Source organism: Candidatus Sulfotelmatobacter sp. (genome assembly GCA_035498555.1).
GTDB lineage: Bacteria > Eisenbacteria > RBG-16-71-46 > RBG-16-71-46 > RBG-16-71-46 > DATKAB01.
In genome coordinates, this window is the sequence record DATKAB010000099.1 from 1 (window position 1) to 13791 (window position 13791).

The 13791-nt window shown below is 68.1% G+C and carries 10 protein-coding genes; 2 read left to right on the forward strand and 8 right to left on the reverse strand.

Annotated elements, in window-relative coordinates; all coding sequences use genetic code 11:
- The first annotated feature begins 822 nt into the window (after positions 1-822).
- Entirely contained in the window at positions 823-1794 is a 972-nt protein-coding gene (locus VMJ70_09190; protein HTO91292.1) for a hypothetical protein, read from the forward strand.
- Between the two features lie 77 nt (positions 1795-1871).
- On the opposite strand, the gene VMJ70_09195 is transcribed toward VMJ70_09190, so the two are convergent.
- From VMJ70_09195 to VMJ70_09220, 6 genes are all read right to left on the reverse strand, one after another.
- A complete protein-coding gene (locus tag VMJ70_09195; GenBank protein ID HTO91293.1) occupies positions 1872-2072 on the reverse strand; it encodes a cold-shock protein in 201 nt (66 codons plus the stop codon).
- Between the two features lie 230 nt (positions 2073-2302).
- Positions 2303-3889: a PQQ-dependent sugar dehydrogenase gene (locus tag VMJ70_09200; protein ID HTO91294.1), complete on the reverse strand. Its 1587-nt coding sequence runs from the start codon at positions 3887-3889 to the stop codon at positions 2303-2305.
- An 89-nt stretch (positions 3890-3978) separates the two neighbouring features.
- Entirely contained in the window at positions 3979-5211 is a 1233-nt protein-coding gene (locus tag VMJ70_09205) for a urate hydroxylase PuuD (protein HTO91295.1), read from the reverse strand.
- Entirely contained in the window at positions 5208-6908 is a 1701-nt protein-coding gene (locus tag VMJ70_09210; GenBank protein HTO91296.1) for a sodium:solute symporter, read from the reverse strand. The genes VMJ70_09205 and VMJ70_09210 overlap by 4 nt, the downstream gene beginning before the upstream one ends.
- Positions 6909-6942: 34 nt before the next feature.
- Positions 6943-7071: a hypothetical protein gene (locus tag VMJ70_09215; GenBank protein ID HTO91297.1), complete on the reverse strand. Its 129-nt coding sequence runs from the start codon at positions 7069-7071 to the stop codon at positions 6943-6945.
- Positions 7068-9605 (reverse strand): PIG-L family deacetylase, encoded by a 2538-nt coding sequence (locus tag VMJ70_09220; GenBank protein HTO91298.1) that lies wholly within the window; start codon positions 9603-9605, stop codon positions 7068-7070. Before VMJ70_09220 ends, VMJ70_09215 begins: the two co-directional genes overlap by 4 nt.
- A 131-nt stretch (positions 9606-9736) precedes the next feature.
- On the opposite strand from VMJ70_09220, the gene VMJ70_09225 reads away from it, so the two are divergent.
- Entirely contained in the window at positions 9737-11503 is a 1767-nt protein-coding gene (locus tag VMJ70_09225; GenBank protein HTO91299.1) for a hypothetical protein, read from the forward strand.
- A gap of 15 nt (positions 11504-11518) precedes the next feature.
- On the opposite strand, the gene VMJ70_09230 is transcribed toward VMJ70_09225, so the two are convergent.
- Together VMJ70_09230 and VMJ70_09235 are read right to left on the reverse strand one after the other, a co-directional pair.
- A complete protein-coding gene (locus VMJ70_09230) occupies positions 11519-12445 on the reverse strand; it encodes a proline dehydrogenase family protein (GenBank protein ID HTO91300.1) in 927 nt (308 codons plus the stop codon).
- Between the two features lie 61 nt (positions 12446-12506).
- Complete coding sequence (locus tag VMJ70_09235) at positions 12507-13499, reverse strand: DUF4412 domain-containing protein (GenBank protein ID HTO91301.1); 993 nt, start codon at positions 13497-13499, stop codon at positions 12507-12509.
- Positions 13500-13791 lie beyond the last annotated feature (292 nt).

The window sequence follows — 13791 nt, forward strand, 5'->3', positions numbered from 1 at the left end:
GCTCGGGCTGAGGGATCGGCCCCTGAGTGTCGGCGAGATCCTGAAGTGGAGGCTGTTCCCGCAGCGAGTGGGGCTGCCCCAGCCCTGGCAGGAGTACTACCGAAGAGCGGTGCCCACCAGCCCGATCCTCAATCCCCGCCAGCACTCGCTCAAGTTGGCGGTCTAACCGAAACGAACTGGCCGGATCGGCGCACTCCCGATCCGGCCGTCAACATTCTTCGCCGCACAACCATTCTCTCAGAGAATGAGCGGACATGTCGCCGTGAGGACTTCCAAGTCCACTCGATTCATACCGTCGAACAAAGGCAACCTCCTGCGCGACTATTTCTGCGAATCTGTGACGAGTTGTGATGCGGTTGTGATTGCGCGCCGAACCTGATCGAAATGGAGCTATCCTCCCCCCGCAGCAATTCGCCGGCCGCTGGTCGCACGCGATGCCGCGTCCGGAGCAAATAATTGACGCTGGTCAATTGCAGGTCTAGCTTTCGATTGTAAGTCGAGCATGATTCGGAGCCGGTGGATCTCGCCTCGATAGAGGTTCGCGAACGCTCGCGTTTCCCCCAAACCGAGCACGCGTGAAGAATTCACCAGGCAGAGGGCGATCGCGCCGGTCCGAGAGCCGGCGGCGGCGCATTCTCAAGCCACGAACAGAGTGCAGCGGCTGGTTCGCAGAACCGGGCCGCTCGACCTTCGCGTTCGTAAGGAGGCGCGCTTTCGGTTGATACGATCTTGATGTCTCCGCATCGAAGATTCGCTATTTCATCCCGGGGTCGTGAGAGTCGGCCCATGTCATTGCCTCAGCCAGGAGAGGAGTACGCATCCATGAAACTGCATCGTGTCCTCGTTGCTGCTGGTGCTGCGCTGATGCTGGCGGCCACCGCCCACGCCGTGGTGACGCCGGTGTTCTTCTTCAAGTGGGGATCCGCGGGAGGCGGTCCCGGACAGTTCAGCTTCCCGACCGGTGTGGCGATTGCCCCGAGTGGCGACGTCTACGTGGTCGACCAGCTCAATTACCGCGTACAGGAATTCAATCCCACCGGCGGGTTCGTGAATCAATTCGGTTCACCCGGCAGCGGTGATGGCCAATTCCTCAATCCCACCGGCCTCGGTATCGACGGCTCGGGCAATGTCTACGTTGCGGACTCGGGCAACAACCGGGTTCAGAAGTTCAGCCCGTCGGGTGCCTTCTTGATGAAGTTCGGATCGCTGGGCTCGGGCAATGGACAGTTCCGCACCCCGTATGACGTCGCCGTGAACAGCAGCGGCGACATCTACGTGACCGACGGCCAGAACGGGCGCGTTCAGCATTTCACGAGCGCCGGGACCTATGTTTCCCAGTTCGGCCAGGCCGACCTGATCAACACGCCGCGCGGGATCGCCATCAACTCGAATGGCATCTACGTTTGCGACTACGGTGACGACTTCATCGTCGTCTACGACGAGGGCAGCGAGACCCTGGTCAACGCCTGGGGCGGCAACGGCAGCGCCAATGGCTTCTTCTCGGCTCCGCAGGGCATCAATCTCGACGTGCTGGGGAATGTCTACACCGCCGAAGTGAACAATCGTCGCGTTCAGATCTTCGACGCGAGCGGCAATTTCCTCACCAAGTTCGGCACCTCGGGCTCGTCCGACGGCCAGTTCAACGTGCTTCGCGACGCGTGCCCGGACGGCGCGATGGATCCCAAAGTCTACTGCGCCGACAGCAACAATCAGCGCATCCAGGCGTTCGGGGATCCCGTGACCGCGACCGGCAACACCACCTGGGGCCGGCTCAAGGCTCTGTACGTGAAGTAGTCGTTCGACTCTGAAAGCGATGAGGGCGGCGGGTCATCCCGCCGCCCTCGCTCGTTTCCGGCTCACCGGCCGTTACATCAGGCCTTGCGGACGTTCGCCGCCTGCAGACCCTTGGGACCGCGCGTCACCTCGAACTCGACGGCCTGCCCTTCGGCGAGGGTCTTGAAGCCTTCACCCTGAATGGCAGAGAAGTGAACGAACACATCCTCCCCGCCTTCCTGGGAAATGAAGCCGAAGCCCTTGGCGTCGTTGAACCACTTCACCGTCCCACGTGCCACAACCGAACTCCTTGCACACGGGGCACGAGGCCCCACACTGGCGCCGCCGAAACGCGGCGGCCGCGCCCGGTCGGGATGACCGGCACTTCGGAGCGGGTCGCCGGGAACTTCCGGCGGCTCGCCATGAGTTCCGGCAAGTCGCCGCGTTCCAGAAACTCGAGACGCGACCGAAGGAGGGAGACTATCCCCGCGCGGGCTCCGGCGCGCAAGCGGATTCTGCTCGAGAAGGTTCAGCGAGCGAGCAGGCAGCGCTGCTCGACGGCGCCCTGTGGCGTCACCAGCCTGAGCACATAGAGGCCCGCGGGCGCCAGGCGACCGGATTCGTCGCGTCCATCCCAGTGCGCGTCGTGGCGTCCCGCGGCGAAGGTCTCGCCCCCGATCAACGTGCGCACGAGCCGGCCGGCCACGTCCAGCACCATCAGCCGGGCGCTGGCAGCCTCCGGCAGCGTGAAGGCGGTCGAGACCGGCCCGCGAGAGGGAACCGGGACGGGACGCTCGAGCGCCAGGGTGTGCGGCCCTTGCGGCGGCACCGAGGTATTCGTGGTGGCGTAGATCCGATGGATTTCGCCACTGAAGCTCGAGGTGCCCTGCGCGTACTTGCAATACCAGAGCGAGCCATCAGCGGCCTCGAGGAAATCGGTGATGTGCCCGTTGGCCACGATGTGCCCCCAGTCGGTAGTGCTGGGTTGACCGGGCACGGGATCCGCCAGGGTCCAACCTGCGGCGCCCTTGTGAAGCCTTCGCACGAAACCTTCGTTCTCGTCGGAAAAGAAGTAGTCGCCCTCGTACTCGGGCGGAAAGCGCGCGTCGCCGGATGCCGGCCGGTGGTAGACGCCGCCGCTGATGATCGCCGCGCCGTTCAGGAACGACCGCCGGTCGTAGGCGAACGCGGGCGGCGTGGCGCCGGTCGAGTCCTGCGGCGTGCACACCTGGCCATAGTTGGAGAACGCCTCATAGGCGGGCCATCCGAAATTGCGCCCGGGGGCATCGGCGATGTCCAGTTCCTCGTAGCTGTTCTGGCCGACGTCGGCGATGAAGATCTGTCCGGAGACGGGATCGATGTGGAAATTCCAGGGATTGCGCAGCCCATAGGCCCACACCAGTCGGGAATGCGGATCGCTGTCGCCGACGAAGGGATTGTCGGCCGGGGTGATGATCGCGAAGCTGGCGAGCGAGCCAGGCCCGTCGGGAATGTTCTGCACGTTCAAACGGAGCAGTTTGCCGCGCATCGTGTTCTTGAGCGGTGCGTCGCAGGGAAAGCCGTCCTCCCCCAGACTCTCGTACAGCATGCCATCCGGGCCGAACCGGAGCGTGCCGCCGTTGTGATTGGCGCTCGCGTCCGGCAGATCGTTGAAGATCACGAAGCGCGAGCTGGGATCCACCTGGATCAGCCCGCTGCCGGTTCCATAGAGGTCGCCCGTCACCTTGAACCGCACCAGCCGCATGACCGAGCCGCCGCTCCAGTTGTACTGGAGATAGACGTAGGGGCGTGTCGGCCAGCCGGGGTCCACCGCCACCCCGAGCAACCCAGACTCCGAATTGACGCGCAGGCTGTCGAGGGTCGCGACCGGCGTCAGCACCAGGGAGTGATTCATCACCAGCCGCAGCCGACCCTGATCCTTCTCGGTGACCAGCAGCCGGCCGTCGGGCAGGAACACCATGCTGACCGGCGTCCCCAGACCGTTCGCGATCAGCTCGTCGTTGAAGCCGGTCGGGAGCGAAAGCTGCGCGTTCCCGGCGCGCGGGGCACCGGCCAGCACCAGCGCGGCCAGGACGGCGGCGTGCCGCCAATCGGGGACTCGAATCCGTTCCAACATGCGGGGTAAGTTTCTAGCCCGTCCGGCGCGGGGTCAAGTGGGAGATGGTGGCGCGCGGGGCGGTCCTTCCCGCTCCGTCTGACCGGCCCTCAGCGCGGTCCGGCGTCGATCCTCGCCCCCTGGGCGATCCACGCCCCGAGCGTCAGACGCTCTTCGTCGGTCATCCCGGTGAGGTTGCCGAGCGGCATGGTGCGCGTGGTCACCGCCCTCACCAGGATGCGCGGCGCGAGCGCCCGCACGCGCCGGGGGTCCTCGAGGATGATCCCGTTGGGAGGCTGCGGGAAAGCCGGATTCGCGGGATGCGAGGCATGACAGTTGACGCATCGCCGCTGGAGGATCGCCTCGACTTCCGTGAACCGCACCTCCCTGCCATTCCCGAGCGAGGGATCGGCGGCCGGCGCCCGTTCACTGTTCGCAGCCAGCCCGATGGCTGCGATCAGGGCGGCGGCGCCACCCGCCATCACCCAGCGACTGCTCTTCCCGCGCTCGTTCATCACGTACTTGAGCGCCATGCCGAACGCCACCAGCAGCAGGAGCGAGGCCAGCGCGAATCGCCCGCCGTAGGTGCCGGGAAAGTGCTGGCTCAGCATCGTGAAGAGCACCGGCAGCGTCAGGTAGTGATTGTGGATCGAGCGGGTCTTGGCGCGAACTCCGAGACTCAGGTCCACCGCGGTGCCGGCGCGCGTGGCCGCCAGCATCTGATCCTGCGCGGGAATGATGCGGAAGCGGACGTTGGCCGCCATCACCGTGCCCATCATGGCCCCGAACTGGAGATAGGCGGCGCGACTCGCGAACAACGTGACGCACGCCCAACCCGCCGCCGCCAGCAGCGCGAGCGATATCGCCACGGCCACCCTCGGTCGCGCCCCGATCGGCGAGGCCCACAGGCGGTCGTACGCGATCCAGCTCGCCGCCATCAGTCCCAGGCTCACCGCCACCCCGCCGCCGTGCCCGAGACGCGAAACTGCCGGGTCCACCAGATAGGCGCCGGCGCCAATGTAGTAGACGACCACGAACAGCAGCAGTCCGGTGATCCAGGTGGTATAGGCCTGCCACTTGAACCAGTAGAGCGTCGCCGGCATCTCGCCCGGAGCCAGCGAGCGGCGCTTCACCACCTCGTAGAAGCCGCCGCTGTGCACCATCCACAGCTCGCCGGCGACCGCTCCCGCGCGGGGCCGGCTGGGAGGCGAGAGGCTCGAGTCCATCCACATGAACAGCAGCGAATCGCCAATCCACATGATCGCGGCGAGCACGTGGATCCAGCGCAGCAGCAGATTGAGCCACTCGGAAGCAAGCGGAGGAAGCATCAGCGCGTTCATCATACCGACTCCCGAGTCGCTGGCCGCAGCCACGCCTGCACCAGTGTCCCGACACCCACCACCACCGCGCACCCGATCAGGTTGTACCAGAGGAACGAGATGCCGGTGAATCGAAAGCATGCGAGCACCACCGCCTCGGCCACCAGCGCGCCCGTGAAAACGGCGGTGCCTCGGACGCGCGGCACGTAGAACGCGGTGAGGAAGATGCCCAGGATCGTGCCATAGAACAGCGAGCCCAGGATATTGACCGCCTCGACCAGCGATCCGAGCCGACTGGCGTTCTCCGCGAACGCCACCGCATAGGCGGCCCAGCCGATCGTGACCAGGCGCGAGAGCCACAGCCCTCGCGCGCCGGCGCCCGCGGCCGGGTTCAGGCGCTGAATCACGTCCACCACCGTGGTCGAGGCCAGAGCGTTGAGCTCGGCGGCGGTCGAATTCATCGAAGCCGCGAAGATCGCCGCGAACACCAGGCCGATCAACCCGACCGGTAGATGCGCCAGCACGAACGACAGGAACACGTAGTTCGTGTCGCTCGGATTCGCCGACGGATCCCGGGTCTGGATGAGGCGGCTGGTCCGGGCGCGAAGCGCGCTCCAGTGCTGCTGGTCCTCGAGCAGGGCGGTGCGCGCGACCGCCTGAGCCGTGGCGTCTCGATGGCGCCGGGCGGCCAGGAATTCCTGGGCATGTCGCTCGCGCCCGACTTCCAGCGCGCGCTGGTCGCTCTCGAGCGTCCGGTACTCCAGCGCGTACGGCCCGACAGAGAGCCGGCGCGCTTCGCCGGGATTGAAGTGCACGGGCGCGGGATGGAACAGATAGAACACGAACACCAGCACCCCCAGCGACAGGATGAGCAGCTGCATCGGCACCTTGACCAGGCCGTTGAACAGCAAGCCGATCCGGGTGCCGGTGATCGAGCGCCCGGTGAGATAGCGGCCCACCTGCGACTGATCGGTGCCGAAGTAGGCGAGCTGCAGGAAGAAGCCCCCGATCAGACCCGACCACAGGTTGTAGCGGTCATTGGGATCGAAGCGCAGCTCGAGAGCGTGGGTGCGCCCGGCCGCCGCCGCCAGCGCCAGCGCGTCGCCGGCGCTCATTCCCGGCGGAAGCGAAAAGAACACCACCGCGAAGGCCACCAGCAGCGTGGCGATGATGATCGAGAACTGCAGCATGTGGGTGTGACCGACCGCCTGGCTGCCCCCGGTGGCGGTGTACACCACCGCCAGCCCGGCGAGGAGCAGACAGGTCGAACCCACCGGCCAGCCGAGAATGACCGACAGGACCAGCGCCGGCGCGTAAATCGTGATGCCGGCGGCCAGCCCGCGCTGGATCAGGAACAGCGCGGCGCCGAGCGTACGCGTCTTGCCGTCGAAGCGCTGCTCGAGATACTGGTAGGCGGTGAAGACGCGCAGGCGATGGAAGATCGGCACCACCGTGACCGAGAGCACGATCATGGCGAGCGGCAGGCCGAAGTAGAACTGAACGAAGCGCAGCCCATCGGCGAATCCCTGACCGGGCGTGGAGAGGAACGTCACCGCGCTGGCCTGCGTCGCCATGACCGACAAGGCCACCCCGTACCAGGGGAAGGCCCGTCCCGCCAGCAGGTAATCGTCGAGGTTGCGCTCGCCGCGGCTGCGCCACAGCCCGAACGCCACGAAGAAACCCAGCGCGCCGAACAGCACCACCCAGTCGACGAGGCTCACGATCGGTCCCCGCCGGTGACTGGGACGGGCCGGGTCACGACGCCAGTCGCGAGAGCCAGCCGCACAGCAGGATGGTCAGCAGCAGATCGATGACGACCAGGGCGTACCAGCGGCTCCAGCTACCGAGCGGCGGCGGCTCCTCTCGGTCGGCGGGCTCGCTCACTTGCCGCTGCTCACCAGGTTGGCGAACAGTCGCCAGGCGCCGGGAACCCCCGCCGGGAGCTGGCGGAACCAGGCGTATCCCGAATAGATGAAGACACCCTTGCCGTACCGGAGATAGAGCAGGCCGCCGTCGCGTGGCGGCTCCCCGGGATCGTGACACGAGAGCACCGCCTGGTAGGCCGGATCCCACGGGCCCGCAAAGCTCAGGCCGCGCTCCTGGACCCATCCCTCGAAGTCGCGTGGGCCGATCGGATTCGGCGTCGTGACGAGCGAATGCTTCGGAAGCAGCACGGTCACCGGCGCGCCTTCGACCGTGACCCGGTCCCGCGAGATCTTGAGCGGCCTGGGCCCGATCCGATTGTCGAGCGCGTTGTCGGGCGTCATGTACTGAACGACCAGCCGGCCGCCGCCCGCCACCCAGTCGAGCAGGCGCTTCTGTCGCGCCAGCAGCCGCGGTCGAGTGTTGTAGGCGCGCACCCCGATCACGATGGTGGAGAATCGCGAGAGGTCGCCGCGATCGATGATGTCGTCGTCGAGCAGCGTCACGTGGAATCCCATCTGCTCGAGCGCCTCCGGCACGACGTCTCCCGAGCCCATGACGTAGCCGATCTCCCGTCCGGCGATGTGCAGATCCGCTCGCACCAGGTGCGCATCGGCGGGCGGCAGCAGCGTTTGGATCGGTATGTGCGGATAGTCGAGCGTGAGGCGCTGTTGTTTCCACTGCCGGCCGTCGTCGGTCCGGATCGAGGCCGTCACCGTCCCCGAGCCGGCGTTCGAACCGGGCGTCACCACGAAGCGCACCAGCGTGTCGGCCTCACCCGGGGTGAGCCGGATCGCCGCCTTCTCGGGCGCGCACTTCCAGCCGGCGGGCAGCTCGAGCGAAACGTCGCCGATCACCGGGACGTCCACGCTGCGCGCGGTCACCTCGATCGGGCGTGGCTTGAGATCGGGGAAGAGGTAGGCGCCCTGATCCAGCGACAGCGAAACCGGCGGCACCAGGTCGAGCGAGCGATACCGCTCGCCGGCGACCGGATCCACCCAGCGGTAGACCACCGGGACCTCGATCGGGATGTGTTCGCCCGAGGATTCCACGTAGAACTTGACGCTCAACGACGGGAGATTCTCGGCGACGCCGGTGAGCAGCGGATCCTCGAGCTCGAACCAGGGCCCGGGCGAGGGCCGGCGCAGCCAGTAGGGCTGGGCCGACTGCGCGTCGCGCGGCATCGTGAGCCGGAAGGTGTCGCTGATCGCCTGGTTGGCGACGAACTCGCGAAATCCGGTGTGGGTGTCCAGCACCTGCGGATTGAGACCCGGCTCGGTCAGCTCGACGCGCTCGATGTCGAGCGTCGAAGCGGTGCGCGGCATCGCCGTGCTCACGACCTGAACCGAAGCCCCGCCGCTCACCATCGGCGCCGAGGCGATCGCCTCGACCCACAATCCGGCGCAGGAGCGGATCAGCTCGGAGACCTCGGCGAGCTTCTCGGTCAGAAGCGGATCGTCGCCCAGTGCGAAGATCACTCCGTGAATGCGGAGCAGCAGCGGAATGAGCGCCGACGGGTGGTCGGGGTCGTAGTCGTGAATCGCCTGTTGCACCAGCGAGATCACCCGCTCGCCGCCGGGATAGCGCTTCCAGGTGAGATCCACGCCCTCGAACAGATCCTTCGACGCCGGCTCGCCATCCTGCACCACGAACGTGTTGGTGAAACTGCCGCGGCGCTGGGGCGCCCCGACGCCCTGAGTCTTGTGCATGCTCCGGCTCTCGCCGGCGATCTCGGAATAGGATCGCCCGAGCAGCGGATCGTATGCGCCGATGTCCACGCGTACACGTCCCGGGGTGTTGTCGGGTCCGGCGGCGCCGAATCGGAACACGTTCCAGAGCAGGCGCTTCGCCTGCCACGGCCGAATGCCCGGCACCAGCTGCTCGGGGAAGCGCGTCGAATCGGCGGCGGCGCGGAATGCTTCGGCGGCGAGGATCGCGGAGGCCGAGTGATGGCCATGGCCCGCCGTGCTGTCGGGCGGGAAGCGCGTGATGAGGATGTCGGGACGGAAGCGCCGGATCGCCCACACCACGTCGGTGAGGATCCGGTCGTGCCCCCAGAGCGCCAGGGATTCGTCGGAATTCTTGGAGAAGCCGAAGTCGAGCGCGCGCGTGAAGCGCTGCTCGGCTCCGTCCACGCGGCGCGCGGCCAGCAGCTCCTGGGTGCGGATGACGCCGAGGCGCTCGCCGGTGTCGTTGCCGATCAGGTTCTGTCCACCGTCGCCGCGCGTCAGCGACAGGTAGAGCGTGCGCACCTTGCGCCCCTTGGAGAGATAGGCGAGCAATCCGGAATTTTCGTCGTCGGGATGCGCGGCGACGTACATCACCGAACCCACCACGTTCAGTCGTTCGAGCGCGAGACGGATGTCGGCGGCGTTCATGGTGTCGCGCGGTCGAGGATCGGCGCCGGCGACGCTGACGGCGAACAGCGAGCAACCAAGCAGCGAGAGCGTGAGACCCGCGGCCAGCGGCGTGAGCGTGGGGCGAATACGCGTCATGCGATCGGTTTCCTCGTGAGCTGGGTGTCGGTATCGGCTCAGGATCGCGGCGCGAGCCGGGCGGCGGATCGTAGCACGAGCCGCCGCGGGATTGGTCGGCATCGGCCGACTCTCGCTATGATCCGGCGCTGATGAAGCGCGAACCGGAGCCCCTGCCGCCGAACCGCAACACGCGCGACCGGGCGATGGCGCTGTGGGTCTGGCTGCTGGCACTGGTCGTGATTCGCGCGGCGCTGGTCCCCGCGCCCGGCACCTGGGTCTGGAGCCTGCAGGGGCTGCGCTTCACCGCGCCGGCGCTCGGCAGCGTGCTGATGGCGCTGGCCGCGCTCGCGCTGCTGCCACCGGTCGCGCGCTGGCAGGCGCCGGCCTTCGAGCGAATCGGGGCCGCCAGCGAGCGCGGAATGGGGATGGCGATCGTGCTGGCGATCGCCGCGATGGCATGCGTCGCCGCGCTGCCGGATCGCACCTGGTACGTCGGGGACTTCCTGCTGCGCGCCGGCGCGCTGGAATCCGGCCGCGACATCGCGACCATCTCGCCGCAGTCCCTGCCGCTCGATCGACTCCTGCACATCGATCTCCCGCGGCGGCTGGCGGGCTGGGGCTGGGCGGCGGATGCCCCGCAGGCGGCGCGGTGGCTCGGCGCGGTCGAAGCCGGTGGCTTGGCCGTGGCGGCGCTGGCGCTGGCGCGGGAGCTGTCGGCGGGAAGCGGCGCCGCGTTGCCCGTCACCCTGGTCTTGCTCGGCGGTTCGACCCTGGCGCTCTTCACCGGCTACGCGAAGTGCCCGGGCGACCTCTGTCTGCTGACCTTGCTCTTCGCCTGCTTCGGCATTCGGCTGCTGCGCGCCGGCCGATCCGCGGTGGGATTCTCGGCTGCGCTCATGCTGGCGCTCGCCACGCATCGCTCGTCGCTGATCCTGGCGCCGGCGTGGGCCACGACTCTGTGGGTCGCCTGGCGCACGGGTCGAATCCGGGCTCGAGACCCGCGATTCCTGGCCGCCACCCTCGCGCCGCTCGCGCTGCTGGCGGTGTGGGCGCCCCGCTTCGCGCGCGTGCTGCTGGGATTCGATCTCACTCGCCACCTCGGCGGACCCGAAGTGAGGGGCGCGGGCGGGCCGCTGGCGGCCGCGCTCGCGCCACTTCATCTGCTCGACATGCTCAATGTGGTGCTCGCCTACGCGCCGCTCGCGCCGGTGGCCGCTTTGCTTCTGGCGAGGCTCGTGCGCGATCGGCGCCCCCCGAGCCACGACGTCGTCGCACCCGCGGCCGTGCTCGCCTTCGCGATTCCGGCGCTGGCGATGTTGCTGCTCGTACATCCGCAGCAGGGACTGTTCCGTGACTGGGACGTGTTCGCGATTCCCGGCACGGTGTTCGCGATCCTGAGCGCCGCGGCGCTTGCGTCGTCGGCCCCCCAGGCGCTCACCCCGGGCCTTTCGGTCGCGCTCGCCTTTGGCGCGGTGCTTTCGGCGGGCCTGTGGCTGGGACCGGCGGCCGACACCGACCGCGGTCTCGCGCAGGCGCACGCGTTTGCGAAGGGGCCTCCGGCGCGAAGCCCCTCCGAGCGCGGCAAGACCTGGGAGTTCCTCGGCGACCGCAACGCCGCGCTCGGACGCTGGGACGACGCCGCGCTTTCTCTCGATCAGGCGATCGTGGATCAGCCCACTCCGCGCCTCTTTCGCATGCTGGGCGTCGCGGAGGCGCAGCGCGGGCGCTATGAAGCGTCGGAAGCGGCGATTTTCGAGGCCGCACGTCGCGATCCCGGCGACACCACGACCTGGGCGGTGCTGGTCTCGACGGCCATGAAGCGGCGGGACAGCGCCATGGTTCGCCTGGCGGCGGGGGAGCTGCTCAGGCGCTCTCCCAACAGTCCGCTCGCCCGCGAGGCGCTCGGTCTCCCGTAGCGCGCTCGGTCCGTCTCAGCCGGCGAAGGCGCTGCGCGCCACGAACCAGAGATTGGCCGGGCGCTCGGCCAGCCGCCTCATGTACCACGGGAACCAGTGGGTGCCATAACTGATGAGCACGCGCACGCGGTGTCCGGCGCGCACCAGCTCGAGCTGCTGGTCGCGACGGATGCCGTAGAGCAACGCGAATTCGAAGGCGTCATTCGGGACCGATTGCCTTCGCGCCAAATCCCGGACGCCGCCGAGCATGCGCGGATCGTGGGTCGCGACCGCCAGCCAGGCGCCGGCCTTCCTCGCCTCGGGGGAGAGCAGTCGCTCGCAGAGCGCGAGGTAGCTCCGGCAGGTGTCCTCCATGCGCGGAAAGGCGATGGCATCGGGCTCGCGGTAGGCGCCCTTCACCACACGCACCGCCGGCCCCGAGGGGAGCAGCGCTTCGAGATCGGCGACGGTGCGCCGGAGGTAAGCCTGGAGCGCGATGCCGAGATTGGGGACGCGCGCCTTCACGCGCCGATACACCTCGATCGTTTGATCGGTGTAGGCGCTGCCTTCCATGTCGATCCAGAGCCGGGTGTTCCGGGCCACCGCCAGCCGCGCAATCTTCTCGACGTTCTCGCAGGTGAAGTCGAGATCGAGATCGAGGCCGAGGTGCGTGAGCTTGACCGAGATCTCGGCGTCGAGCCCGCTGCCGTCCAGGCGCGCGAGCACGTCGTCGTAGTGTTCGACTTCGGTGAGTGCCTCGGCGCGATCGGAGACGTTCTCACCCAGGATGGTGAGGATCGTGGACATGCCCTGGCGGCGCAGTCGCTGGGCGGCTTCCAGCGCCTCATCGAAGGACTCGCCGGGCATGAAGCGCGACACCGCGCGTCGAATGAAGCGCTGGCGAGTGGCCTGCTCGCGAAGCCAGGGGTTCTCGGATCCGGCCAACAGCAGGTTGCGAAGCACGCTCATCTCGACGCGCGACGCTAACAGGTCGTCGGTCGCGCCGGCAACCGCGAGCGCGCCCTCAGTGATGTCCTCGCGCCAGCGGAATCGAGACGCTGCCCGCCGGGAGCCCTGACCCGCCGGGTCCGCCCATGGGCCCGGCCATTCCCCCTCCGCCGCTCGGCGCGCCCAGGACCTTGCCCTCGACCCGGTCCGCGAGCCAGCCGGCCGCACGTTGACCCAGGTAGCGCCCGACCATCGCGCCGATCGGCCCGCCGACGCCGGCTCCGAGCGAGGCGCCGAGGTCGCCGCCGGCCTGAGTGGCCGCGTCGTGCCCCATGGCGGCGAGGCGGCTCTTGGCCATGCCGCTCACGCTTCCCATGCCGCCCATGCCGCCCATTCCACCCATCAGCGACGACAGTCCGCCCGGCATCATCGCCGACATCTGGGAGCGCATCGCGCCGAGGTCCATCACCTGGTAGTCCCTGGGGACCTCGAACCGTTCGGCCTTCTGCGGTCCGGGCTCGGGCAGCGAGAAGGTCACGACGCCCTTCGGGGACTCCATGCGCAGCGGCGCGCCGAGCGCGGCGTCGAACCAGGCGGTCGCCGATCCCTCCGAGGTCTCGACGCGATACTTGAGCGCCGGCCGGCCGTCGAGGGATTCGCGGCCGAGCAGCGTGGCGTGAAGCGACGCCGCACCGCGCTCTTTCGAAGAGTCGCGACTCGCGGGATTGCCTCCACCAGGCAACGACTTCCACGAATCCTTCATCGCCATCTTCTGCTCGTGCATCAGCGAGTAGTAGGTCTCCTGCTCGTCGCCGGTGTCGATCATGCTCATCTCGTGCCCCTGAGCCGAGAGATCCATTCGCGACCGCTGGTTCGAGATGTAGCGATCGATGACGGCGTCCCCCTGCGGGCCGCTGACGGTCATCTTCACGTGGTACTCGGCGGGTGGCTGCCAGAGTGGAAGCGAATCGAGGCCCGGCGGGGGTGAAGCCTGATCGGCGCGGGCCGGGCCTGAGCCGAACGAGGCCAGGGCCGCGATGAGGGCGAGGAGCGTCACGGCACGCGTCATTTCCATCTCTCCGATCGATGGTGTCGACCGCCGGACAGCGGGTCGGCGGGGTGGCGGCAGAACCCTTCAGCCCAGACGCGCAGCCGGAGCGGTAATCGGCTCGGCCGCGGGACGGAATTGACCGGGACCTGAAGCTCCCGGCGAGGAAGCTCTGTCCGGGAGGCCTTCCGGCCGATTAATCTGTCCAGACTATCCTCGGGAGGGCGTTCGATCCACCATGCGATGCCTGTTGCTCCTTTGCACGGTGACCGCTCTTGGTATTGTGCCGCCGGCGAGAGTGGCCGTGGCGGCG